Source organism: Microbispora sp. NPDC004025, assembly GCF_053604425.1.
On record NZ_JBSGHN010000006.1, the window covers coordinates 1 to 21,441 of the forward strand.

Genomic DNA, 21,441 nt, shown 5'->3' on the forward strand with positions numbered 1-21,441 from the left:
TCTCTCCCCAGCTCCCGTGAGGCCCCGGGGCCGGGCCGCGCACACGCGCGACCCGGCCCTTCGCCATGTCCTCACCCCCACGCCGCCACCACGTCGCCGGCGTTCCAGGCCAGGCCGACGCCCTCCGCGTCGGGCCGGATTCCGGACAGCGACACCACCGCGAGGCCGCCCGTTTCCGGGTCGAAGCCCGGCACCTGAGTGGCATCGCGGCGCAAGGCGGCCAGATCGTGGCCGTCGAACGGAGTGCCGAGCCACTTGACGGAGCCCGCGAAGCGTGGTGATTTGATTACTGAACGTGAGTGGACTGGGGGAGGTGGGTATGCGCCGGTCGTTCAAATTCCTGCTGCGCCCCACCAGCAAGCAGGCCGCCTCGCTCGCCGCCTGCCTTGAGGATCACCGGCAGCTCTACAACGCCGCCCTTGAGCACCGGCGGACGGCCTACCGCAAGGCTGGTGTGACGGTCCGCTACGGTGACCAGTCTGGGGAGTTGAAGCACATTCGTGCTGATGACCCCGCCGGTCAGGGCCGGTGGTCGTTTTCCTCTCAGCAGGCCACCTTGCGCCGGTTGGACAAGGCGTTCGTGGCGTTCTTCAAGCGGGTCCTCGAGGGCCGTACGCCGGGGTTCCCGCGTTTCAAGGGGCGCGGCTGGTTCGACACGGTGGAGTGGCCCAGGGACGGCGACGGCTGCCGGTGGGACTGTCAGCCCGAACACCCATCGGCCACGTTCGTCCGTTTGCAGGGCATTGGGCACGTGCGGGTGCACCAGCACCGCCCGGTCCAGGGCCGGGTGAAGACGATCAGTATCAAGCGGGAGGGTGCCCGCTGGTATGTGGTGTTGTCGTGTGATGAGGTGCTCGCCGAGTCCCTGCCCGTGACGGGCGCGGCCGTGGGCCTGGACATGGGCGTGGCCTCGCTCGTCACCACCAGCGCCGGTGGCGCCCTGGCCAACCCGCGGCACCTGGCCGCGTCCGCTGGCCGTCTTACGGCGGCCCAGCAGGCTCTGGCTCGTAAGAAGCGCGGGTCCAAGCGGCGGCGCAAGGCCGTCGTGCAGGTGGCGGCGCTGCATGCCAAGGTCCGCCGTCAACGTCTTGATACCGCGCACAAGGCGGCGCTCACCCTGGTCCGCGACTATGACGTGATCGTGCATGAGGACCTGCGGATCGCCAACATGACCCGCTCGGCCTCGGGCACGGTCGAACGACCCGGGCGGAACGTCGCGGCCAAGGCCGGGCTGAACCGGAGCATCCTGGACACGGGTTGGGGGGTGTTCCTGCGTGTGCTCGCGCACAAGGCTGAAAGCGCCGGTCGCGAGCTGATCGCGGTTGATCCCCGCAACACCTCCCGCACCTGCGCCCGTTGCGGGTACTGCGCACGGGAGAACCGCCTCACTCAAGCCAAGTTCGCCTGTACGGCGTGCGGGCACACCGCGCACGCCGACGTGAACGCGGCCAAGAACATTCTCAGGGCAGGGCTTGCCCTTCGCGACGCTGCGCGAGCGGCTTAGCGAGAAGCCGTCCCTTTAGGGAGCGGAGGAGTCACCATGTGCAGATCGCTGGACCTGGACCCTGCCGGCGTCCCCTGATCGCCATAGCGGAGCCGGCGCCCGTCCGGCTCACCCGGTCGAGACGCTTGGTCAAGGCGGCCAGCTCTCTACGCCGACCGATGAAAGGAATCGCGCCCACCGTGCCCCTTATGTAGATGACATCTACGTAGATGCAATCTACAAGTTCACACGGGACGCGATCCGCTCGCGCGACGTTGAGCCTCCGCGTCTATTTCGACCAGTTGGAGTTGCTGACCCAGCTTCGCGGTTCGACGGGGCTTCCCACTGGCCGGCAGGGGGCCGCAGAGCAGGCCCGGGGCGCTACGAGGTGCGGCGGGGTGGGAGCAGGGCGTTGACGCGGTCGGAGTCGGGCCAGACGTAGGGAAGGTCGTCGGGATCGCCGGGGAACTTCGGGCCGTAGAAGTCCGGATCCTTGCGCAGCAGGGCCGAGCGGTGACTGAGGTGGAGGGCGGGGTCGCCGAGCCACGGCGGCAGTTCGCCCGCCTCCGCGAGGGCCGCCTGGGCGCGGGGTGCCTCGATGCCCCGGCACTCGAGCAGCTCTCTGCTCATCGTCCCGGCGCAGGTGTCGGCGCGGCCCAGGTCGCACCAGGCCGCGACGATCTCCAGGCCGTAGCGGACCAGCGCCTCCTCGTAGCCGGCCCACATGTGCGCCACCGGATGGTGCCGCCAGCCGTACCCGGGGATGGTCAGCGTCCGCAGGACCTGCAGGGCCTCGACCCGCTGCTTGCCGAGGCGGAGCGGGTCGAGGACGCGGGCGGTGGCCGCGAAGTCCGGGTACGGCAGGAACGTCTGCATGACGCCGGGGTCGTTACCCGGGTCCGCCGGAGATATCCCCGCACGCAGGGAGATCTCCGGCGGAGGAGGCGTCAGTCGAACAGCACGATCTGCCGGAGCACCTCGCCGCCGCGCAGGGCGGCGACGGCCTCGTTCAGGTCGCCGATCCTGATCCGGGAGCTGATCATGCTCTCCAGGTCGAGCTTGCCCGCCTTGTAGAGGTTCACGAAGCGCGGGAAGTCCCTGCGGACGTCGGCGTCGCCGTACAGCGAGCTGAGGATGTTCTTGCCCTCGAACAGCAGGGAGAAGGCGGTCAGCGGCACCTGGTCGTCCATGGCGCCCGCGCCGACGACGATGACGTCGCCGCCGCGCCGCGTCGCCTGCCAGGCCGTCATGATGGCGGCCGACTTGCCGACCACCTCGAAGCCGTGGTCGAAGCCCTGGCCGCCGGTCAACGTGCCGATGGCGTCCATGAGCTGGTCGGGGGTGCAGGCGTGGGTGGCGCCCACCTTCTTCGCGAGCGCGTGCTTGGACTCCAGCGGGTCGATCGCGAGGATCGTGGTCGCGCCGGAGACGCGGGCGCCCTGGATCACCGACAGGCCGACGCCGCCGCAGCCGACGACCGCCACGGTCGCGCCGGGGCGCACCTTCGCGGTGTTGAGCACCGCGCCGACGCCCGTCGTGATGCCGCAGCCGATCAGCGCCGCCGCCTCGTACGGCACGTCCGCGTCGACCTTGATCGCGCCCTGCCACGGCACGATGATCTCCTCGGCCCAGGTGCCGCAGCCGGCCATGCCGAACGCCGGGGTGTCGCCGCCGAACCGGAAGCGGGGCTCGGCGAAGCTCTTCATCATGTACGTCATGCAGAGGTTCGGCTGACCGACGTTGCAGCTCGGGCAGTCGCCGCAGGCGGGCGTCCAGTTGATGATGACGTGGTCGCCCGGCTGCACGGTGGTGACGCCGTCGCCCACCTCGACGACCTCGCCCGCACCCTCGTGACCGGGAATGATCGGGAGCGGCTGCGGAAGCATCCCGGTGAGCACCGAGAGATCGGAGTGGCAGACACCGGTGGCCCTGACCCGCACCCGGACGTCGCCCGGGCCCACCGGCGTCAGCGTGAAGTCGTCTCTGATGTCGAGCTTTTCGTCGCCGACCGCGTGCAGAAGCGCGCCGCGCATGGGGACCTCCTGGTCTTTCCGGGGGTGGAGTGCCGCGCGGTCACTCGTCGTCGAGCGACAGCGCGGCCTTGGGGCAGGACCGGACCGCGTGGCGGACCCGGTCGAGCAGTTCGGCGGGCGGCTCGGGCATCAGCACGTGGAGGTTGTCCTCGTCGTCGACCTCGAAGACCTCCGGCGCCAGGCCCATGCAGACGGCGTTGGCCTCGCACACGTCGTAATCGACCTTGATCTTCATGGCGCGTTCTCCTCCTGTGCGTCACGTCGCGCTGGAGTTCACACGCTATCGCCGAGTTTGCGGTGGTCCCAGGAGACGACGCGAACCGGCTCGACCACGTAGGCCACACGCTTGCGCGCGGTGTGCTCGACGTACTCCCGCATCCCGGGATCGTCGACGGGCCCTCCGGCCATGCGCCCCACGATGCCCAGGCCGGCCTCCAGGACGGCCGCCGGGTCGTCGATCAGCCGCGCCTTGCCGTAGACGAGCACGCCGCGCAGCTGCGCGTAGTCGTCCCCGGTCTCGATCAGGCAGCTCACCCGCGGGTCCCGCGCGATGTTGTGGGCCTTCTGCGACTTGGCGTACGTCCAGAACGTGACGTGGCCGTCGTCGAGCCCGTAGAACATCGTGACCAGATGAGGCGTGCCGTCGGGGTTGATGGTGGCGAGCTGGAGCTTGCCGGCGGCCCGCAGGAGCTCGGCGATCTCTTCATCGCTCATCGCGATGCGCGCGCGCTGATTCACGAAGCAAAGTAGAACATGTTCCATCAGGGCCGACAAGGGGCTGGCCGAACATCGTTCGGGTCGCCCGAGTAGGGTGCGCCTCATGCTGACTCCGATGCCCGACGACCTGCGCCGCGCCGCCGAGAAGGCGCGCGGTTTCATGCCGCCCGCCGAGGGCGAGGCGCTGTACGAGATCGCCTGCGCGTACGGCTCCCGCGGCCCGATCTGCGAGATCGGTACGTACTGCGGCAAGTCGGCGATCTACCTCGGTGCCGGGGCGCGGCGGGCGGGCACGGTGGTCTTCACGGTGGACCACCACAGGGGGTCGGAGGAGATCCAGCCGGGCTGGCCGCACCACGACCCCGAGCTGGTGGACCCGAGGACCGGGCGGATGGACTCGCTGCCGTTCTTCCGGGACACGATCGCCGCCGCCGGCCTGGAGGACGAGGTGGTCGCGATCGTGGGAGCCTCGGCGACGGTCGCCCGTCACTGGTCGACCCCGCTGGCCGTGCTGTTCATCGACGGCGCCCACTCGGAGGAGCCGGTGACGGCCGACTACGAGGGATGGGCGCCGCACGTGATGCGGGGCGGCGCGCTGGTCTTCCATGACATCTATCCCGACCCGGCCGAAGGCGGGCAGGCGCCGTACCGGGTCTACCTGCGCGCGCTGGAGTCGGGCGCGTTCCGCGAGGTCCGCGTGACCGGGTCCCTGCGCGTGCTGGAACGCCTCTGACGGCGTGCCCCGCCGGGCGTGCTCACTCGACGACCGCGGTGGCCTCGACCTCGACCAGATGCTCGGGCACGTCCAGCGCGGCGACGCCCACCAGCGTGGCCGGCGGCACCGGGGCGCTCCCCAGCTTCGCCGCCGCCCGCCCGATTCCCTCCAGCAGCAGGGGCATCTTGGCGGGAGTCCAGTCGACCACGTAGACGGTCAGTTTCGCCACGTCGGCGAAGGAAGCGCCGGCCCCGGCCAGAGCGGTGGCGACGTTGCGATAGCACTGCTCGACCTGGGCGGTGAGGTCGCCTTCGCCGATCGTGACCCCGTCGGCGTCCCAGGCGACCTGCCCGGCGACGAAGACCAGCTTCGACCCGGTCGCGACCGACACCTGCCGGTAGGCGTCGATCTCCGGCAGTCCTGCGGGGTTCAGCAGAGTGAGGGCCATGATGACCGCCTTCTCAGTAGTCTCTTGTGGTTACTGAAGAACTGTAGGAGAGTGGCCGCTGACAAGGAAGAACGCACTTTTCAGTGACAGGGGAACCTCATGGTGACCAAGCAGTTCAGCGGCTCGCCGGAGGAAGCGGACCTGACGCGCGCGGACTCTCTGGCGCGGGAGATCTTCTCGGACATCGCCAACAAGTGGGCGTTGCTGATCATCGAATCGATCGGTGATCGCACCCGGCGCTTCAGCGAGTTGCGCGACGAGATCGAGGGCATCAGCCACAAGATGCTCACGCAGAACCTGCGCATGCTGGAGCGCAACGGCCTGGTCGAGCGGACCGTGCACCCCACCGTGCCGCCGCGGGTCGACTACACCCTCACCGAGCCGGGCCGGGCGCTGCGGGCGGTCGTCGACGGGATGTGCGACTGGACCCACCGGTACCTCGGTGACATCGAGGCCTCCCGCGGCCGCTTCGCCGGCTGAAGGCCGCGCGCGGCCGGCTCGTCAGGCGCGGGCGCGCTCGCAGCCGCACTCGCCGGTGATGCGGGCCTGCCGGCCGCCGGCGTCGCGGAAGATCCCCGAGCCGGGGGTCGCGCGGGAGAGGGCGTCCGCGGCGAGCACCACCGCGGCGGCGGTGTAGCCCGACCGCTCGTTGGGGAAGTGCCGCTCGTTCACGAACTGCCATCCGGTCCAGTAGGAACCGTCCGCGTGGCGCAGGTGCTGCATGTCGGCGAACACCGCCAGCGCGCGCTCCCGCAGCCCGGCGGCGTCGAGCGCGAGCACCAGTTCGCACGACTCCGCGCCGGTCACCCAGGGCTGGTCGGAGACGCAGCGCGCGCCGAGGCCGGGCACGACGAAGGTGTCCCACTCCAGGTCGAGGCGCCGGGCCGCCGCCGGGCCGCGTACGGCGCCGCCGAGCACGGGGTAGTACCAGTCCATCGAGAACCGGCTCTTGTCGGCGAACGCCTCCGGGTGGCCGGCGATCACGTGGCCTAACTGGTCGGCGGCGAGCTCCCAGTCGGGCTGCGGGTCGCCCAGCCGTTCGGCGAGCAGCGCCCCGCACCGCAGGCCCTGGTGGATCGACGAGGACCCGGTGAGCAGGGCGTACTCCGCCGGACGGCCCTCGGCGTCGCGCTGCCAGAGCACCTCGCCGCGCGCGGTCTGCAGGCCGATGACGAAGTCGAGGGCCCGGGTCACCACCGGCCACATCGACCGGGCGAAGTCCTCGTCGCCGGTCACCAGCAGGTCGTGCCAGACTCCCACCGCGATGTACGCCGCGTGGTTGGACTCCCCGGCCGCCTCGGCGGGCTCGCCGTCGCGCACCTTCATCGGCCAGGAGCCGTCCGGGCGCTGGTGCCGTACGAGCCAGTCGTAGCCCTTGCGGGCTTCGGCGCGCAGCCCGGCGACGGTCAGCGCCATCAGGCACTCGATGTGGTTCCACGCGTCGATGTGGCCCTCGGGCCAGGGCACGCCGCCCTGGTCGTCCTGGATCGCGGCGATGCTCTCGGCCGTACGGACGACCTGCTCGGCGGTGATGATCCCCGGAACGTCCGGCAGCCGCCTCATGCGGGCTTCCGGACGTAGACCACCACGCTCTTGCCGATCAGGGGGTTGAGCACGGCCTCGGCCAGCCGGGTGGCGAGGGGGCGCTTCATGATGTCCCAGACGAGAAGCTCGTGGTAGGCCTTGGCCAGCGGGTGCTCGTCGTCGTTCACCCCGACGGCGCACTTGATCCACCAGTACGGCGAGTGCAGGCCGTGGGCGTAGTGGTGGCCGCCGACCTCAAGGCCGGAGGCCTTCAGCTTCGCCTGGAGCTCCGCCAACGTATAAATCCGGATATGTCCGCCGGGGGCCGTGTGGTAGTCCTCCGACAGGGCCCAGCAGATCCGCTCGGGCAGGAAGCTCGGCACCGTGATCGCGGCCCTGCCGCCCGGCTTCAGCACGCGTACGATCTCGCGCATCGCGGCCATGTCGTCGGGGATGTGCTCCAGCACCTCCGCGGCGATCACGCGGTCGAACGACGCGTCGGGGAACGGCATGTCGAGGGCGTCGCCGACCACGGTGTCGCCGGTCGCGCCCGCCGGCACCTCGCCCTCCTTGTCCATGGCCGCGAACATGACCGCCACGCTCTCCATCTCGGCGGCGTCCATGTCGAAGGCGACCACGTCGGCGCCCCGGCGCAGCACCTCGAAGGCGTGCCGGCCACCACCGGCCCCGAGGTCGAGGACACGGTCGCCCGGTCCGACGGGCAGCCGGTTGAAGTCGACGGTCAGCACTCGCTGCCTGCCTTTCGTCAGTTCTGGGGAGTCACCGCGAGGGGGTGTGGGCGGCGATGGCCTCGTGGTAGGCCTCGACCGTGCGGCGCGCGACCACCGGCCACGCGTAGCGCTCCATGACGCGCTCGTAGCCGCGCCGGCCGAACTCGGCGCGCTCCTCGGGGGAGTCGAGCAGGCGGCGCAGCACGGCGGCCAGCTCCTCGGGGTCGCCCGGCGTCACCTGTACGGCCGCGTCGCCGACCACCTCGGGCAGGGCGCCCGTGCGCGAGGCGACCAGCGGCGTGCCGCACGCCATGTGCTCGACGGCCGGCAGCGAGAACCCCTCGTACAGCGAGGGGACCACCGCGACCTCGGAGGTGGCGATCAGCTCGGCCAGCTCCTCGTCGGGGATGCCGTGCACGAACCGTACGCGGTCGTGCAGCGACAGCTCGTTGACGAGCTGCTCGGTCGGTCCGCCCGGCGTCGGCCTGCTGACCACGGTGAGGTTCACGTCCCGCTCCGTGGCGAGCTTGGCGACCGCCCGCAGCAGGGTCGCCACGCCCTTCATGGGAGAGTCGGCGCTGGCGACGGCGACGATCGAGTCGTCCCGCTTCGGCAGTTCCGGCCGGGGGTGGAAGAACCGCGTGTCGACCCCGAGCGGGATCAGCCGCATGTTGGACTGCGGCACGTCGAAGTCGCGGTGGATGTCGGCCAGCGACGACTCGCTGACCGTCAGGATCGGACTGAGCCGGGGCGCCACGATGCTCTGCATGCGCACGAAGCCGTACCAGCGGCGCATCGACAGCCGCTTCCAGCCCTTGGCCGCCTTCAGCTCGATCCGCCGGTCCACGCTGATCGGGTGGTGGATCGTGCCGACCACGGGGAGCAGCTTCTTGATGCCGAGCAGGCCGTAGCCCAGCGTCTGGTTGTCCTGGACGACGTCGAAGTCGCGCCGCCGCCTCTTCAGCTCCCGGTAGGCCCGCAGGCTGAAGGTCAGCGGCTCGGGGAATCCGGCCGTCCACATCGTGGCGACCTCGAGCGCGTCGATCCAGTCGCGGTATTCGTCGAGCTTGGGCGTGCGGAACGGGTCCTCGTCGCGGTAGAGGTCCAGGCTCGGCACCTTGTTGAGGATCACGCCGTCGTCCAGCTCCGGGTACGGCTGGCCCGAGAAGACCTCGACGTGGTGGCCCAGAGCGACGAGCTCGCGGCTTATGTGGCGCAGGTACACCCCCTGGCCGCCACAGGTGGGCTTGCTGCGGTAGGACAGCAGCGCGACTCGCAGCCTCTCCGCCAAAGGGCACCCCTTTCCAGCCGGTTTCCCGCCGTGCCCCCGTGGGGCTGCTGCCAGGAACACTACCATTTGACCTTAGATGGGGTAGGTGAGGTGGAAAGGGTCCTCGATCGACTGTCACCCTGCCCGACCTGGGGTGTTAGCTTACCCGAACGAGATTCGGTGTAACACGTTCTAGCGATGTATATGTAGGCACGGCCGGGCAGGGCGGTACATTCGCCTCTCATAGGCCAAGTTGGGCGCTACGAGGAGGATCCGTTGGCCAGGCGTGCGCTGATCACCGGCATCACCGGTCAGGACGGCTCCTATCTCGCGGAACACCTGCTGAGCGAGGGATACGAGGTCTGGGGCCTGGTCCGGGGGCAGGCCAACCCCCGCGTCCCGCGGGTGCGCCGGCTCCTGCAGGACGTGCGGCTGGTCCGCGGCGACCTGCTCGACCAGGGGTCGCTGATCTCCGCCGTGGAGAAGGTGCAGCCGGACGAGGTCTACAACCTGGGCGCGATCTCGTTCGTGCCGATGTCGTGGGAGCAGGCCGAGCTGACCGGCGAGGTGACCGGCATGGGCGTGCTCCGCGTGCTCGAGGCCATCCGCGTCTGCTCGGGCATCACCGCCTCGCGGGGCTCGGCCGCCGGGCAGATCCGCTTCTACCAGGCGTCGTCCTCCGAGATGTTCGGCCAGGTCAGGGAGACGCCGCAGACCGAGCGCACCCCCTTCCACCCCAGGTCGCCGTACGGCGTGGCCAAGGCGTACGGGCACTTCCTCACGCAGAACTACCGCGAGTCGTACGGGATGTTCGCGGTGTCGGGGATCCTGTTCAACCACGAGTCGCCCCGGCGGGGAGCCGAGTTCGTCACCCGCAAGGTCTCGCTCGGCGTCGCGCGGATCAAGCTCGGCATGGCCGCGGAGCTACGCCTGGGCAACCTGGAGGCGCGCCGCGACTGGGGCTTCGCCGGCGATTTCGTCCGCGCCATGCACATGATGCTGTCGGCCGCCGAGCCCGAGGACTACGTCATCGGCACCGGGCGCACCCACTCCGTGCGCGAGCTGGCCGAGGCGGCGTTCGCCGCCGCCGATCTGGACTGGGAGCGGTACGTCGTCTGCGACGCGGCCCTGCACCGCCCGGCGGAGGTCGACCTGCTGTGCGCGGACCCGAAGAAGGCCCGCACACAGCTCGGCTGGGAGCCGACGGTGTCGTTCGAGGAGCTCGTGGGGATGATGGTCGAGGCCGACCTGCGCCTGCTCGCCGACGGCGGCGACCCCGAGCAGGACTCCTCCTGGGCCTGACATCCCCATGAGGCGCGGGCTCAGGAGAGGTCCGTGTAGGTCACCGCGCAGGGCACGCCGTTGAGGGTGAAGTCGGTCGGCTTGTCGTTGACCCCGCTGTAGGTGCCCTGGAAGCCGACGGAGGCGCTCGCGCCCGGAGCGATGCTCTTCAGGTAAGCGGGGTTGGCGGCCTGGACGCTCGGGGGTGTCTGCGTCCAGGTCGCGCTCCAGCTGGTCGTGATCTTCTGGGTGCCGGAGAACAGGAACTGCAGGATCCAGGGGCTGAAGGGGGTGGAGCCGGTGTTGGCGATCGTCAACAGGGCGGTGAAGCCCGTGGCCCAGTCGACGCTGGCGTAGGTCACCTCGCACGCGTAACCGGGCGGGGGCGACAGGGCCGCGGCGTGAGCCGGGGCGACCGTCAGCCCGGCCAGCAGGAGACCGGCCGCTGCGACACGGGACGACGTTCGAGAAAAGCCCATAAATCCCCCTTTGGGATGCAACTCGCGATGCGGAGGGTTTTGCGGCGGGAAGGGCGGGTTCCAGCGCATCGTGTGCCGCCCAGCACCCGCCGTCAAGGTCCCTGTGCGCGCGTGAAGAGCGCGTCCACTCGGTGCGCGAACTGTCGAGGCGGCCATGCGCAAAATTGACATAAAACCTACCAAGTGTGCATGCTTTCTCCTATGCGGCAATCCGACGTGGCCGGGTCTCCTGGCGTGGTGTTCCCCGGGGCGGAGGCGTCGGCGCGGCGCGGGCACGAGCGGGCCGTGCTCGGCCTGCTGCGCGCGCACGGCCCGCTCAACCGGGGTGAGCTCAGCCGGCGGTGCGGCCTGTCGCGCACGACCCTGCACGAGGCTCTCAGCGGGCTGCTGGCCACGGGCGCGGTGATCGAGGCGGCGCCGGACGACGCGCCACGGGGCAGGGGCCGCCCCGCCGGGAAACTCGCCCTCAACCCCGCGGTGGGCCAGGCCGTCGGCATCGACTTCGCCCGCCGCGCGGTGCACGTCGCGGCCGTGGACGTGACTTACGAGGTCCTGGGCACGGCGGGGGAGGCGCACGCGCCCGGCCTGCCGTGGCCGGACCGGGTGGCGCTCGCCGAGCGGCTCGTCCGCAGGGTCGTCGGCGGCGAGCTGTGGCGCAGGACGCTCAGGGGCGTCGGCGTGGGCCTCGTGGGCCCGGTGGCCAGGGCGGCCGGCGAGCCGCCGGCAGGCGTCGAGTCACTGCTCCGGGAGCGCTTCGGCGGCCCGGTGCTGCCGGACAACAACACCAGGCTCGCGGCGCTCGCCGAGTCGACGTGGGGCGCGGCCGCCGGCGCCCAGGACGTGCTCTATCTGCGGCTGTCGTACGGGGTCGGCGGCGGGGTGGTGGCCGGAGGGACGCTGCACCGCGGTGCCGACGGGGTGTCCGGGGAGATCGGGCACATCCCGGTGGACCCGGCGGGAAGGCGCTGCGAGTGCGGCGGCACGGGCTGCCTGGAGACCGTCGCCTCGATCAGGGCGGTGCTCGACGCGTACCGTGCCCGCGGCGGCCGCGGCGACGGCCTGCCCGCGCTGGCGGCCGCCGCGGAGGCGGGCGACCCGCTCGTCCTGGGCCTGCTGCGCGATGTCGGCGTCCAGATCGGGCGGGTGCTCGCCGCGTTGTCCAACGCGATCGGGCCCAGGGTGATCGTCGTCGGCGGGGAACTGGCCGAGCTCGGCGCTCCGCTCCTGGGGCCCGTCCAGGAGGCCCTGCACGCGGGCGCGGTGCCGATCTCGCGCCACAGGCTGACCCTGCGCCGGGCGGCGCTCGGCGACGTCGCGGGCGCCCTCGGCGGCGTCGCGCTGGCGATGGGGGACTCTCCGCTGCTGTCGCGCTACGCGGCCGCGGAGCCGGAGACCGGCCCCGCGGGCCCGCGCGCCGGAGGCTACGAGGCGGTTCCGGCCGGGCGACGCCTTGCGCTGACCGGCTGACCACGCCGCCGGCGGCTGTGCGCCCCGTCAGCCGAGGGCGACGGGGAGGGTCTTGATGCCGTTGATGAAGTAGGACCTCAGCCGCTTGGCCTCGCCGGTCTGCCGGATGCCGGGCAGGCGCTGGGCCAGCACCTCGAACAGCACCCGAAGCTCCAGCTTGGCCAGGTGGTTGCCGAGGCAGAAGTGCGCTCCGCCGCCGCCGAAGCCGATCTGGGGGTTGGGGTCGCGGCCGATGTCGAACTCGTCGGGCCGCTCGAAGACGTCGGCGTCCCGGTTCGCCGACGCGTAGAAGACCACCACCTTGTCGCCCTCGGCGATCTTCTGGCCGCGGATCTCGGTGTCCGCGGTGGCCGTACGCCGGAACAGGTTGACGGGGGACACCCAGCGGACGATCTCGTCGGCGGCCGTCCTGGCGAGGGAGGGGTCGTCCACCAGGCGCTTCCACTGGTCCGGGTGCTCGAAGAGGGTCAGCATGCCGCCGGACGCCGCGTTCCTGGTGGTCTCGTTGCCCGCCACGATGAGCAGCAGGACGAACAGGTCGAACTCGTCCTCGGTCAGCGTCTGCCCGTCCTCGTCGGGCTGCAGCAGCTTGGTGACGATGTCGTCGCGGGGGTTCTGCCTGCGTGCCTCGGCCAGGGTGTGGGCGTACGAGTAGACCTCCAGGGCGGCGGCCTGCCCCTCCTCCGGGCTGGTGGCGTAGTCGGGGTCGTCGCTGCCGATCATGCGGTTGGACCACTCGAAGATCTTGTCCCGGTCCTCGACCGGCGCGCCGAGCAGCTCGCAGATCACGTACAGCGGGAGCGGCGCGGCGATGTCCCGCACGAAGTCGACCTCGGGCTTGCGCTGGACCTCGTCCATCAGCGCGTGGCAGATGTCGCGGATGTGATCCTCCAGCCGCCCGATCTGGCGCGGGGTGAAACCGCGGTTGACCAGCGAGCGGCGCCGGGTGTGGTCGGGCGGGTCCTGGTTGAGCATCATCAGGCGCTGGAGCTCGCGTTGCTCCTCGGGCATCTCGTCGAACAGCGCCAGCTTGCGGGCCGAGGAGAACAGATCGGAATGGCGGGAGACGTGGACGACGTCCGCGTGCTTGGTGATCGCCCAGAATCCGGGCCAGTCGTCCTGCCCCTCGTGCCAGTAGACGGGCGCGTCGTCCCTGAGCCGGCGGAGCTGCTCGTGCGGCACCCCGCTCCGCGCGTAACGGTCCTTGTCGACGAGGTTGATTTCCATGCATCCACCTAATCGGGTTCGGCTGCCCTTGGTAAGAGGGATGATCGCCCTGTCGGCGCGGTGCGTGCGGTCGGCGCTTGCTCGATCGAGAACCGATCTGAAACGTGTTCTATTACGCGTGCGACGGCCCGTCAAGGGACCCGGAGGTGACGGAGCGCTGCCGCCGTCCCGTCCTAGTCCTCCTGGCCGCCCCACCGGCCGGTGCCGGTGGGGCGTTCCCGCAGCCGTCTGATGGTCTCCGCCAGCTCGGCACGGGTGTGGATGCCGAGCTTGCGGTAGATGCGCGCGAGGTGGGTGTCCACGGTCCGCTTGCTGATGGACAGCTCCGTCGCGACCTGGAGGTTGCTCATGCCGCGCAGGACCAGGTCGGTGACCCGCATCTCCCCGGCCGTCAGCGGTGAGGGACCACCGGCATGCCCGCCGCGGGGCCGTCCGCCGGCACCGGTGAGGTTGCGCTCGGCGAGCGCGGCGAGTCGTACGGCGCCGCGGTCGTCGGCGAGCGCGTACGCCTCGCTGAGCGTGTCGTGGGCCCGGCGCGCCTCCCCGGCGGCCTGCAGGGCGATGCCCATGCGCACCATCGCGCGCAGGCGCTCCATGCCGGCGTCGGCCCCGTCGAGCACGGTCAGCGCCTCGGTGAGCAGGTCGAGGCGGCGATCACCCTCGGCGGTCGTGCTCATGGTGCTCAGCGCGCGGCCGATGCCGTAGGGGGCTCCCCAGGCCCGGGCCAGCTCCAGCTCCTCCTCGGCCAGGCGGCGGGCGGTCACGCGCTGGCCGAGCCGCAGGTAGGCCAGCGCCGCCTGGCCGCGCCAGCCCCCGCAGGCGGGGTTGACCACCCCGGCCGACAGCAGCTGCCGCCCGGCCTCCAGCAGGGCCCGCAGCCCCTCGTGTACGTCGCCCCTGGCGATCGAGACCCGGCCCTGGGCCTCCAGCAGTGCTCCGTGCAGGAAGGGATGCACCGGCTCGCGCGCGGCGACCTCGTCGAACAGCGCGTGCGCGACGTCGAGCTCGTCGCGCTCGAGAAGCACGCGGGCCGCGCAGGACACGGCGGCGGCCTGCAGTCCGGTGGCGTGCGACCCCCGCGCGAAGAGGATGGCCTCGCGCGCGTGCGCCAGCGACGCGCTCAGCTCCCCCCTGCGGTAGGCGACGTCCGACAGCAGCGTGACGGCGAGGGCCTGCCCGGTCATCGAGGCGTGCGCCCGCGCGTCGGCGGCCACCTGCTCCGACCAGTACGCCGCCTCGTCCACGCGGCCCGCCCACAGCAGCGCGACGACCAGCGTCGGCGGGATCGGCCCGCCCCCGTCGAGACAGCGCCGGGCCAGGGTCAGCGTGCGCTCGCGGTGCTTTCCCCTGGCCGCGCCGGACAGTGCGGCGGTGGCGAGGTAGTCCTGTGCTCCGGCGCTCGTGCCGGCGCCGAGGTGCCGCATCGCCGCGCGTGAGCCGTACGACTGGCCGGTGAGCAGTGCCTGCGCGCTGAGCCTCAGCAGCACCTCGCGGCGGTCGGGGAGCCGGCCGTCCGGGTCGTCGTCGAGACCGCGGGCGATGTCGCAGAAGGCCGACGCGGCCTCCGGGGAGTTGAGCGTCAGCAGGGTGGTGGCGAAGGGCGCCAGGGAGTCGGCCCGCTCGCCGATGCCGTCGGCGAGTGCGGTCACGGTGCGGAAGTGCCGCAGGCAGGCGGGGATGTCGAGGTGCGCCTCGACGGCGCCCAGCTCGGCGGTCACCTGGAGGATGGTCTGGTCCTTGGCCGTGGCGAGTGCCCGGTGGAGGTAGCGGGTCGCGTCCTCCCAGGCGTTCTCGGAGACCGCCTCCCGCGCGGCCTCGCGCAGCACCGACACGGCCCACGGGTCGCCGGTGGGACTGGCCGACAGCAGGTGCCGCGCCGACCGTTTGGGCGGCGAGCCGAGGCGGTGCAGCAGCGAGGCCGCCCGCCGGTGCAACTCGTCGCGCGCGCGGGGATCCATCCGCGCGAGGATCGTCGACTGGATGAGGTCGTGCGTGAACCGCTGCGGCGGGCTGCCCTCCAGCAGCCCCGCCCCCGCGAGTGCCTGTCCCGCCTCCTCGGCCGCGACCGCGCCGTACCCGGCCAGCATCGCCGCCGTCTCCAGCCCGGCGTACGGCGCGATGATGGCCAGGCTCTGCAGGAGGGTGAGGAGGGACGGATACCTGCCGCCGAGCCATTCGAGGACGGTCTCCGACAGGGCGATGGCGCCGATCCGCTGCACCCTGGGCAGTTCCGAGCGTTCCGGCAGGACGTCGGCGGCGGCCAGCCGTGCCGCCGTCTCCAGCAGGAGCAGCGGGTTGCCCTTGGTGAGGCGGTGACAGGCGCTCACGATCTCGTCGTCCACGGAGGCGCCCAGCACCGACCCGACGAGCGTGGCGGCGCATTTCCGGCAGAGCGCGGAGGGCCTCAGTGATCGCGCGTAGGGCAGCGTCATGATGTCCCGGACCGTCTCGCCGGCGCCGCGGTCGTTCGCGTCGCAGGTCAGGATCATCGCGATGGGCAGGCCGTCGAGCCGCCTGGCGATGTAGGAGCACCACTGCGCCGACTGAGGGTCGGCATGGTTGAGGTCGTCGACCGCGATGATGAGCGGCTGCCCCGCGGTCAGCGAGCGGGTGGCCCGGTAGAGGTCGTCGAGCAGCGTGGCGGGCACGCCCGGCGCGCTTCCGTCGTACGACACGGCCGCCATCGCCGGTGCGTGGACGTTGGCGTCGAGGACGGCGGCGGGGGCGCCGAGGTCGGCCCGTCCCGAGCCGCTCATCATCGGATCGAACAACTGCCGGACGATGCCGAACGCGAAGGAGCGCTCGTCGGCGTGACCCCGGGCGCTGAGGACCACCCCACCCGGCCTGCGTGCGAGCGCCGCGTGCAGCAGCCGGGTCTTCCCGATTCCCCGGGTGCCCTGAATCACCAGTACGGCCGGCCGCCCAGCGGAAAGCCCGGCCAGTACGTCGTCGACGACCTCTAGCTCCTTGTCGCGGTGCAGTAGTACCGGCCGCCCTGAGGCCATCCCTACCCCCGGACCACATGCTTATTTTTCTCGACACACGGATCATGCCGGACAGGGTCGGCCTTCTGTCAATACGTGAAATCCAGCCGAGTAAACACACTATCGCCGACAAGTAGCGGTTGATTACCGTCATGATTTCCGGTCCGATGACTGGGGTGAAACGCCCATTCGTAGCCGGAACCCGTACACCGGCGGGTATTCGGGCGGCCGAATTCCGCGGCGGGCCGGCGGCCGGTGCCGTCGGAGCCCGTGGGGCATACGTATTCCGCCGCGCGGCCGGCGCTACGCATCGCCGTACGCACCGGTCCGCATTTCCAGGTGTGCGGGCGCTGCGTACGTATATATCCGTATGGCGATTACGTCTTTACTTCTTCCCGAATTCAATGGAATTCTCCGCGTATCGGCTAATCGCCCAGTGAATGGCGGGGGCATGGAACGGCCACGGCTCAAGGCGCACTTCAGCACCGAAGTCCTCGACGACGCGAAAGTCTTCCTTCTGGCGGAAGGCCAGCACTATCTCGTACGCGGCGCGGGCTCGGGCCGCGTCCTCCCCTATCTCGACGGCCGGCACACGATGATGGACATCGTCCAGGCGCTGGCCGGCGAACTGTCACCGGCCCAGGCGGTCCTCGCCATCCGGCGCTATGAGGCCGCCGGACACCTGGTCGAGGGCCGGCCGGCCCTGACCGACCCGGTGCTCGCCTTCTGGGACGCGCAGGGCATCGACCCCACGGCCGTCGTCACGGCCCTGGAGCAGACCTCCGTCCGCGTGTTCGCGGGCACGGGCGTCGACCCCGGACCGGTCGAGGCGCTGCTGCGCGAGCACGGGCTGTGCACGGATCCGGACGGCGACGGCATGGTCGTGGCGGTGGTCGACGACTACCTGGACCCGGGCTTGGAGGAACTCAACGCCGAGTGCCTGGCGGCCGGGCGGCCCTGGGTGCTTGTCCGGCCGGCCGGCACCGTGGCCTGGCTCGGGCCGCTGTTCCAGCCGGGGGACACGGGCTGCTGGGCCTGCATGTCCCAGCGGCTCGCGGGCAACCGGCAGGTCGAGCGTTACCTGGCGGGCAAGCGGGGCGACGGGCGGCCGGGCCATCCGGTGCGCGAGGCCCTGCCGGGCGGCGTGGCCGCGGTGGGCGGGCTGCTCGCGGCCGAGCTCGTGCGGACCGTCGCCACCGGCAACCCCTCGACGCTGCAGGGCACGATGATCACGATCGACCTGCGCACGCTCACCACCGCCGAGCACCAGATGGTCCGGCTGCCGCAGTGCCCGGTGTGCGGCGATCCCTCGCTGATCGGCGAGCGCGAGCCGAAGGTGGCGCTGGCCTCGCGGACCGCCAGGCACGTGACCGACGGCGGCTATCGGGTCGAGCAGCCCTCGGCGACGTACGCCCGGCTCGAGCGGCACATCAGCCCCTATCTCGGCGCGGTCACCCGGCTGCGCCCGTGGGCCGACGAGGACAACGGCGTGACCTACAGCTTCACCGCAGGTCACAACTTCGCGATGCTCGGCGACAACATGGACCTGCTGCGCCGCAACCTGCGCGGGCAGAGCGGAGGCAAGGGCCGGACCGAGATCCAGGCCAAGGTCAGCGCGCTGTGCGAGGCGATCGAGCGCTACTCGGGCGTGTGGCGCGGCGAGGAGCCGGTGCTCAAGGCGGCCTACGCCGACATCGAGGGCGGCCTCGCGGTCCACCCGGACGACCTGCTGCTGTTCTCGGACAAGCAGTACGGCGACCGGTCGGCCTGGAACAGCGACCCCTCGCACCGGCTGCACCTGGTGCCCGAGAGGTTCCGCACCGACCTGCCGCTGGACTGGTCGCGGGCCTGGTCGCTGACCGCCGACGAGGAGCGGCTGATCCCGGCCGGGTACGCCTGGTACGGCCACCCCGACCTGGAACGCCATTTCTACTGCGTCGGCGACTCCAACGGCAGCGCCTCGGGCAACACGCTGGAGGAGGCGATCCTGCAGGGGTTCTGCGAGGTGGTGGAGCGGGACGCGGTCGCGCTGTGGTGGTACAACCGGGCCCGCAGGCCCGCCTTCGACCTCGACTCGCTCAACGAGCCGTACGTCGACACGCTGCGCGAGTTCTACGCCGAGATGGGCCGCAGCCTGTGGCTGCTCGACCTGACCACCGACCTCGGCGTGCCGGCCTTCGCCGGCGTCTCCCACCGGCTCGACCACCCGGTGCAGGACATCATCGTGGGGTTCGGCGCCCACCTCGATCCCCGGATCGCCGCGCTGCGGACGCTGACCGAGGTCAACCAGTTCCTCCCCTCCGTACGCCGCAGGGACGAGAACGGCGAGACGATCTATCACGACGACGACATCGCCACGCTCCGCTGGTGGAAGGACACCACCATCGAGAGCGACCCCTGGCTGCTGCCCGATCCCGCGCAGCGTCCCCGCACGCTCGCGGACCACCTGGTGCCGCAGGACGCCGACCTCGCGGCCGACGTCGAGACCTGCGTCGCCCGGGCCGCCGCCTGCGGGCTGGAGATGATCGTGCTCGACCAGACCCGGCCGGACCTGGAGCTCAACGTGGCCCGGGTGCTGGTTCCCGGGATGCGCCACTTCTGGCGCCGGCTCGGCCCGGGCCGCCTGTACGACGTCCCGGTGGCCCTCGGCTGGCGGACGCAGCCGGCCACGGAGGAGGAACTCAACCCCACGAGCGTCTTCTTCTGACCCGATAGGGGGAGCGATGCACACCGTTGAGGTGCGGCTGCGCCGCGACGCCGGCCTGTCGGAACCGGAGACGCCGGGGGCGGTCACTTTGACCACGCCGTTCGGCCCGGCCGCGCTGCGGGGCCTGCCCGCGGGCGTGGTCGCCGCGCTGCGCGCCCTCGCGGACGGCGGCGCGAGCGAGGAGGAGCTGTCCGGGATCGTCGCCGGGCACGACGGCGAGGGCGGGCTGCTGCGCTGGCACCTGCTGCTGCGCAAGCTGTCGGCCGGGGCGCTGCTGGAGCGGGCCGTCGTCCTGGTGCCGTCCGGCGGGAAGGTGGTGCCGTCCGGCGGGGAGGCGGCGCCGTCCGGCGGGAAGGCGACGCCGTCCGGCGGGAAGGCGACGCCGTCCGGTGGTGAGCCGGTGGCCGTGCTGCGCCCCTACGGCGGCGGCCCCCTGCGCCCGGCCGCGCCGCTCGCCGCGGACACCCGCGTGCGCCTGTCGAGGTTCGCCGTCGCGGCGCCGGAGGACGGCAGGCTCGTGGTGCGCGCGCCCCGCAGTCCCCTCGGGGTCGAGCTCGCCCCGGCCGCCGCCCCGCTGCTCGGCCTGCTCGCGGACTGGACGACCCCGGCCGCGCTCGTCTGCCCCGGCCTGCCGGCCGGGACCACGGCGGCGGTAGTCGGCCTGTTCGCCGACGCCGGGCTGCTGGTACGGCCGACGCCGGAGGGGGAGGACCCCGAGCGCGGCGCCGCACCGCTGGCCCAATGGTCGCCGGCCGACCTGTGGCTGCACACCCGCACCCGGGAACCACGCACGACCGGGCGTTACGGCGGCACCTATCCCCTGAAGGGCGTGTGGGATCCGCTGCCGGTGGCGCCGCCCGCCTTCCCCGGTGCCCGGATCGCCCTGGAGCCTCCGGACCTGGACGCGATCGCGAAGACCGATCCCGGTCTCACCGAGGTGCTGGAGGGCCGCCGCTCGATCCGCGAGCACGACGCCGCCGCCCCGATCACCCGGGACCGCCTGGGCGAGCTGCTCTACCGCACGATGCGCCAGCGGCGCACGTTCACCGGTGAGGACGGCCAGGAGCTGGCCGACCGGCCCTATCCGTCCGGAGGCGCCGTCCACGAGCTGGAGGTCTACCCCCTCGTCGTCTCCTGCGAGGGACTGGAGCCCGGGCTGTGGCACTATGCCGCCCACGCGCACGCGCTGGAACGGGTGGCCGATCCCGGCCCGGCGACCCGCACCCTGCTCGACCGGGCCAGGTCGGCGGCCATGATGACCGAGGACCCCCAGGTCCTGCTGATCGTGACGGCCCGCTTCGGCCGGGTGATGTGGAAGTACGAGACCATCGCGTACTCGCTGATCCTCAAGCACGTCGGCGTGCTGTACCAGACCTTCTACCTGGTGGCCACGGCCATGGGCCTGGCGGTCTGCGGGCTCGGCGGCGGGGACGCGGCGGAGTTCGCCGCGGCCAGCGGCCTCGACCCGCACGCGGAGGGCAGCGTGGGCGAGCTCGTGCTCGGCAGCAGGCCGGATGCCGCGGCGGGGACGCCGCCGGAATGGCCGACGGGGGTGCCGGCGTGAAGTTCCGGTACAAGGCCCTGCAGCGGATGCGGGAGCCCGACGAGCTCGACTCCCCGACCCTGCTCGCCTCTCCGCGCGGCTGGATCGCCACGTTCGTCGTGCTGATCGTGGTCGTCGCCGCGGGGGCGTGGTCGTTCGTCGGCCGGTTGCCGGTCACCGTCACCGCCAAGGGGCTGCTGACCCGCCCGGCGGGCACCGCCGAGTTGCAGAGCCCCTACACCGGGACCGTGCGGACCATGATGGTGAGCCCCGGCCTGCGGGTGACGCGTGGTCAGGCGGTGGCGGAGGTCCAGCGGGCCGACGGCACCGTGCGCACCGTGAGCAGCCCGTTCACCGGGGAGGTCGTCACCACGTCGGCGAGGGCGGGCGCGATGGTCCGCGAGGGCGACGGGCTGCTCGCCATGGAGCGGACCGACGATCCCCACGACCGCCTGGTCGCGATGCTGTTCGTGCCGGGCGACCACGCGCTCGGCATCGCCCCCGGCCGTACGGTCGACCTCGCGGTCGCCGACGCCCCGCCCGGTGTGTTCGGGCTGCTGCGCGGCACGGTGACCTCGATCAGCCCCTACCCCCTGATGGCGGAGGGCGTCGCCGGCCTCGTCGGCGGGGACCTCGCGGCCCGCGGCTACGTCACCGCCCAGCCGCCCCGCCTGGTGGTCGTCGACCTCCTCCCCGACGCGGCGACCCCCTCCGGCTACTCCTGGACGACCGAGACCGGTCCCCCGACGAGGCTGCGGTCGCAGGTCACGGTGACGGGCACGGTCACGCTCAGCAGCCAGACTCCCTTCAACCTGCTCCTCGGACGCTGAGA

20 protein-coding genes are annotated in these 21,441 nt (G+C 71.8%); 8 read left to right on the forward strand and 12 right to left on the reverse strand.

Features of this window, described 5'->3' with window-relative positions; genetic code table 11:
* Positions 1-71: 71 nt before the first annotated feature.
* Positions 72-215, reverse strand: coding sequence for a hypothetical protein (locus ACWEQG_RS17420; RefSeq protein ID WP_452285793.1), 144 nt, complete (start codon positions 213-215; stop codon positions 72-74).
* Between the two features lie 104 nt (positions 216-319).
* On the opposite strand from ACWEQG_RS17420, the gene ACWEQG_RS17425 reads away from it, so the two are divergent.
* Positions 320-1,504, forward strand: coding sequence for an RNA-guided endonuclease InsQ/TnpB family protein (locus ACWEQG_RS17425; RefSeq protein ID WP_452285795.1), 1,185 nt, complete (start codon positions 320-322; stop codon positions 1,502-1,504).
* 360 nt (positions 1,505-1,864) lie between these two features.
* Here ACWEQG_RS17425 and ACWEQG_RS17430 read toward each other — a convergent pair whose 3' ends face one another.
* From ACWEQG_RS17430 to ACWEQG_RS17445, 4 genes are all read right to left on the reverse strand, one after another.
* Entirely contained in the window at positions 1,865-2,359 is a 495-nt protein-coding gene (locus ACWEQG_RS17430; RefSeq protein ID WP_452285797.1) for an MSMEG_6728 family protein, read from the reverse strand.
* Positions 2,360-2,430: 71 nt separating this feature from the next.
* Positions 2,431-3,516: a Zn-dependent alcohol dehydrogenase gene (locus ACWEQG_RS17435; RefSeq protein ID WP_363469851.1), complete on the reverse strand. Its 1,086-nt coding sequence runs from the start codon at positions 3,514-3,516 to the stop codon at positions 2,431-2,433.
* A gap of 40 nt (positions 3,517-3,556) precedes the next feature.
* Positions 3,557-3,751, reverse strand: a complete 195-nt coding sequence (locus tag ACWEQG_RS17440) for a ferredoxin (protein WP_169984313.1) — start codon at positions 3,749-3,751, stop codon at positions 3,557-3,559.
* A 38-nt stretch (positions 3,752-3,789) separates the two neighbouring features.
* Positions 3,790-4,254, reverse strand: coding sequence for a pyridoxamine 5'-phosphate oxidase family protein (locus ACWEQG_RS17445; RefSeq protein ID WP_452285799.1), 465 nt, complete (start codon positions 4,252-4,254; stop codon positions 3,790-3,792).
* 82 nt (positions 4,255-4,336) lie between these two features.
* Here ACWEQG_RS17445 and ACWEQG_RS17450 point away from each other — a divergent pair, with 82 nt between their 5' ends.
* A complete protein-coding gene (locus ACWEQG_RS17450; RefSeq protein ID WP_363469845.1) occupies positions 4,337-4,966 on the forward strand; it encodes a class I SAM-dependent methyltransferase in 630 nt (209 codons plus the stop codon).
* Positions 4,967-4,988: 22 nt separating this feature from the next.
* On the opposite strand, the gene ACWEQG_RS17455 is transcribed toward ACWEQG_RS17450, so the two are convergent.
* On the reverse strand, positions 4,989-5,396 hold the full coding sequence (locus ACWEQG_RS17455; RefSeq protein ID WP_452285801.1) for a RidA family protein: 408 nt from the start codon (positions 5,394-5,396) through the stop codon (positions 4,989-4,991).
* Between the two features lie 99 nt (positions 5,397-5,495).
* Here ACWEQG_RS17455 and ACWEQG_RS17460 point away from each other — a divergent pair, with 99 nt between their 5' ends.
* Positions 5,496-5,876 (forward strand): winged helix-turn-helix transcriptional regulator, encoded by a 381-nt coding sequence (locus tag ACWEQG_RS17460; protein ID WP_363469839.1) that lies wholly within the window; start codon positions 5,496-5,498, stop codon positions 5,874-5,876.
* 21 nt (positions 5,877-5,897) lie between these two features.
* Here the strand turns inward: ACWEQG_RS17460 and ACWEQG_RS17465 are convergent, their stop codons facing one another.
* From ACWEQG_RS17465 to ACWEQG_RS17475, 3 genes are read right to left on the reverse strand one after another with little or no spacing between them, the layout of a single operon-like run.
* Complete coding sequence (locus ACWEQG_RS17465; protein WP_452285803.1) at positions 5,898-6,959, reverse strand: prenyltransferase; 1,062 nt, start codon at positions 6,957-6,959, stop codon at positions 5,898-5,900.
* Complete coding sequence (locus ACWEQG_RS17470; protein WP_363469834.1) at positions 6,956-7,669, reverse strand: class I SAM-dependent methyltransferase; 714 nt, start codon at positions 7,667-7,669, stop codon at positions 6,956-6,958. The genes ACWEQG_RS17465 and ACWEQG_RS17470 overlap by 4 nt, the downstream gene beginning before the upstream one ends.
* Before the next feature lie 31 nt (positions 7,670-7,700).
* Positions 7,701-8,942, reverse strand: coding sequence for a glycosyltransferase family 4 protein (locus tag ACWEQG_RS17475; RefSeq protein WP_452285805.1), 1,242 nt, complete (start codon positions 8,940-8,942; stop codon positions 7,701-7,703).
* A gap of 255 nt (positions 8,943-9,197) precedes the next feature.
* Here ACWEQG_RS17475 and ACWEQG_RS17480 point away from each other — a divergent pair, with 255 nt between their 5' ends.
* On the forward strand, positions 9,198-10,223 hold the full coding sequence (locus ACWEQG_RS17480) for a GDP-mannose 4,6-dehydratase (protein WP_363469829.1): 1,026 nt from the start codon (positions 9,198-9,200) through the stop codon (positions 10,221-10,223).
* A 20-nt stretch (positions 10,224-10,243) separates the two neighbouring features.
* On the opposite strand, the gene ACWEQG_RS17485 is transcribed toward ACWEQG_RS17480, so the two are convergent.
* Positions 10,244-10,681 carry a cellulose binding domain-containing protein gene (locus ACWEQG_RS17485; protein WP_452285807.1) on the reverse strand — a complete coding sequence of 146 codons (438 nt, stop codon included), beginning with the start codon at positions 10,679-10,681 and terminating at the stop codon, positions 10,244-10,246.
* 201 nt (positions 10,682-10,882) lie between these two features.
* Here ACWEQG_RS17485 and ACWEQG_RS17490 point away from each other — a divergent pair, with 201 nt between their 5' ends.
* The gene (locus tag ACWEQG_RS17490) at positions 10,883-12,148 is read left to right on the forward strand and encodes an ROK family protein (protein WP_452285809.1); all 1,266 of its coding nucleotides are present in this window, start codon (positions 10,883-10,885) and stop codon (positions 12,146-12,148) included.
* Positions 12,149-12,175: 27 nt separating this feature from the next.
* Here the strand turns inward: ACWEQG_RS17490 and ACWEQG_RS17495 are convergent, their stop codons facing one another.
* Positions 12,176-13,375 (reverse strand): cytochrome P450, encoded by a 1,200-nt coding sequence (locus ACWEQG_RS17495; protein ID WP_452285811.1) that lies wholly within the window; start codon positions 13,373-13,375, stop codon positions 12,176-12,178.
* Positions 13,376-13,548: 173 nt separating this feature from the next.
* The gene (locus tag ACWEQG_RS17500) at positions 13,549-16,380 is read right to left on the reverse strand and encodes a helix-turn-helix transcriptional regulator (protein WP_452285813.1); all 2,832 of its coding nucleotides are present in this window, start codon (positions 16,378-16,380) and stop codon (positions 13,549-13,551) included.
* Between the two features lie 430 nt (positions 16,381-16,810).
* On the opposite strand from ACWEQG_RS17500, the gene ACWEQG_RS17505 reads away from it, so the two are divergent.
* The 3 genes from ACWEQG_RS17505 to ACWEQG_RS17515 are packed head-to-tail and all read left to right on the forward strand — an operon-like array spanning position 16,811 to position 21,439.
* Positions 16,811-19,066: a TOMM precursor leader peptide-binding protein gene (locus ACWEQG_RS17505; protein WP_452285815.1), complete on the forward strand. Its 2,256-nt coding sequence runs from the start codon at positions 16,811-16,813 to the stop codon at positions 19,064-19,066.
* A 16-nt stretch (positions 19,067-19,082) separates the two neighbouring features.
* Positions 19,083-20,630: a SagB family peptide dehydrogenase gene (locus tag ACWEQG_RS17510; protein WP_452285817.1), complete on the forward strand. Its 1,548-nt coding sequence runs from the start codon at positions 19,083-19,085 to the stop codon at positions 20,628-20,630.
* Positions 20,627-21,439: a DUF2118 domain-containing protein gene (locus ACWEQG_RS17515; RefSeq protein WP_363469315.1), complete on the forward strand. Its 813-nt coding sequence runs from the start codon at positions 20,627-20,629 to the stop codon at positions 21,437-21,439. Before ACWEQG_RS17510 ends, ACWEQG_RS17515 begins: the two co-directional genes overlap by 4 nt.
* The last annotated feature ends 2 nt before the right edge of the window (positions 21,440-21,441 follow it).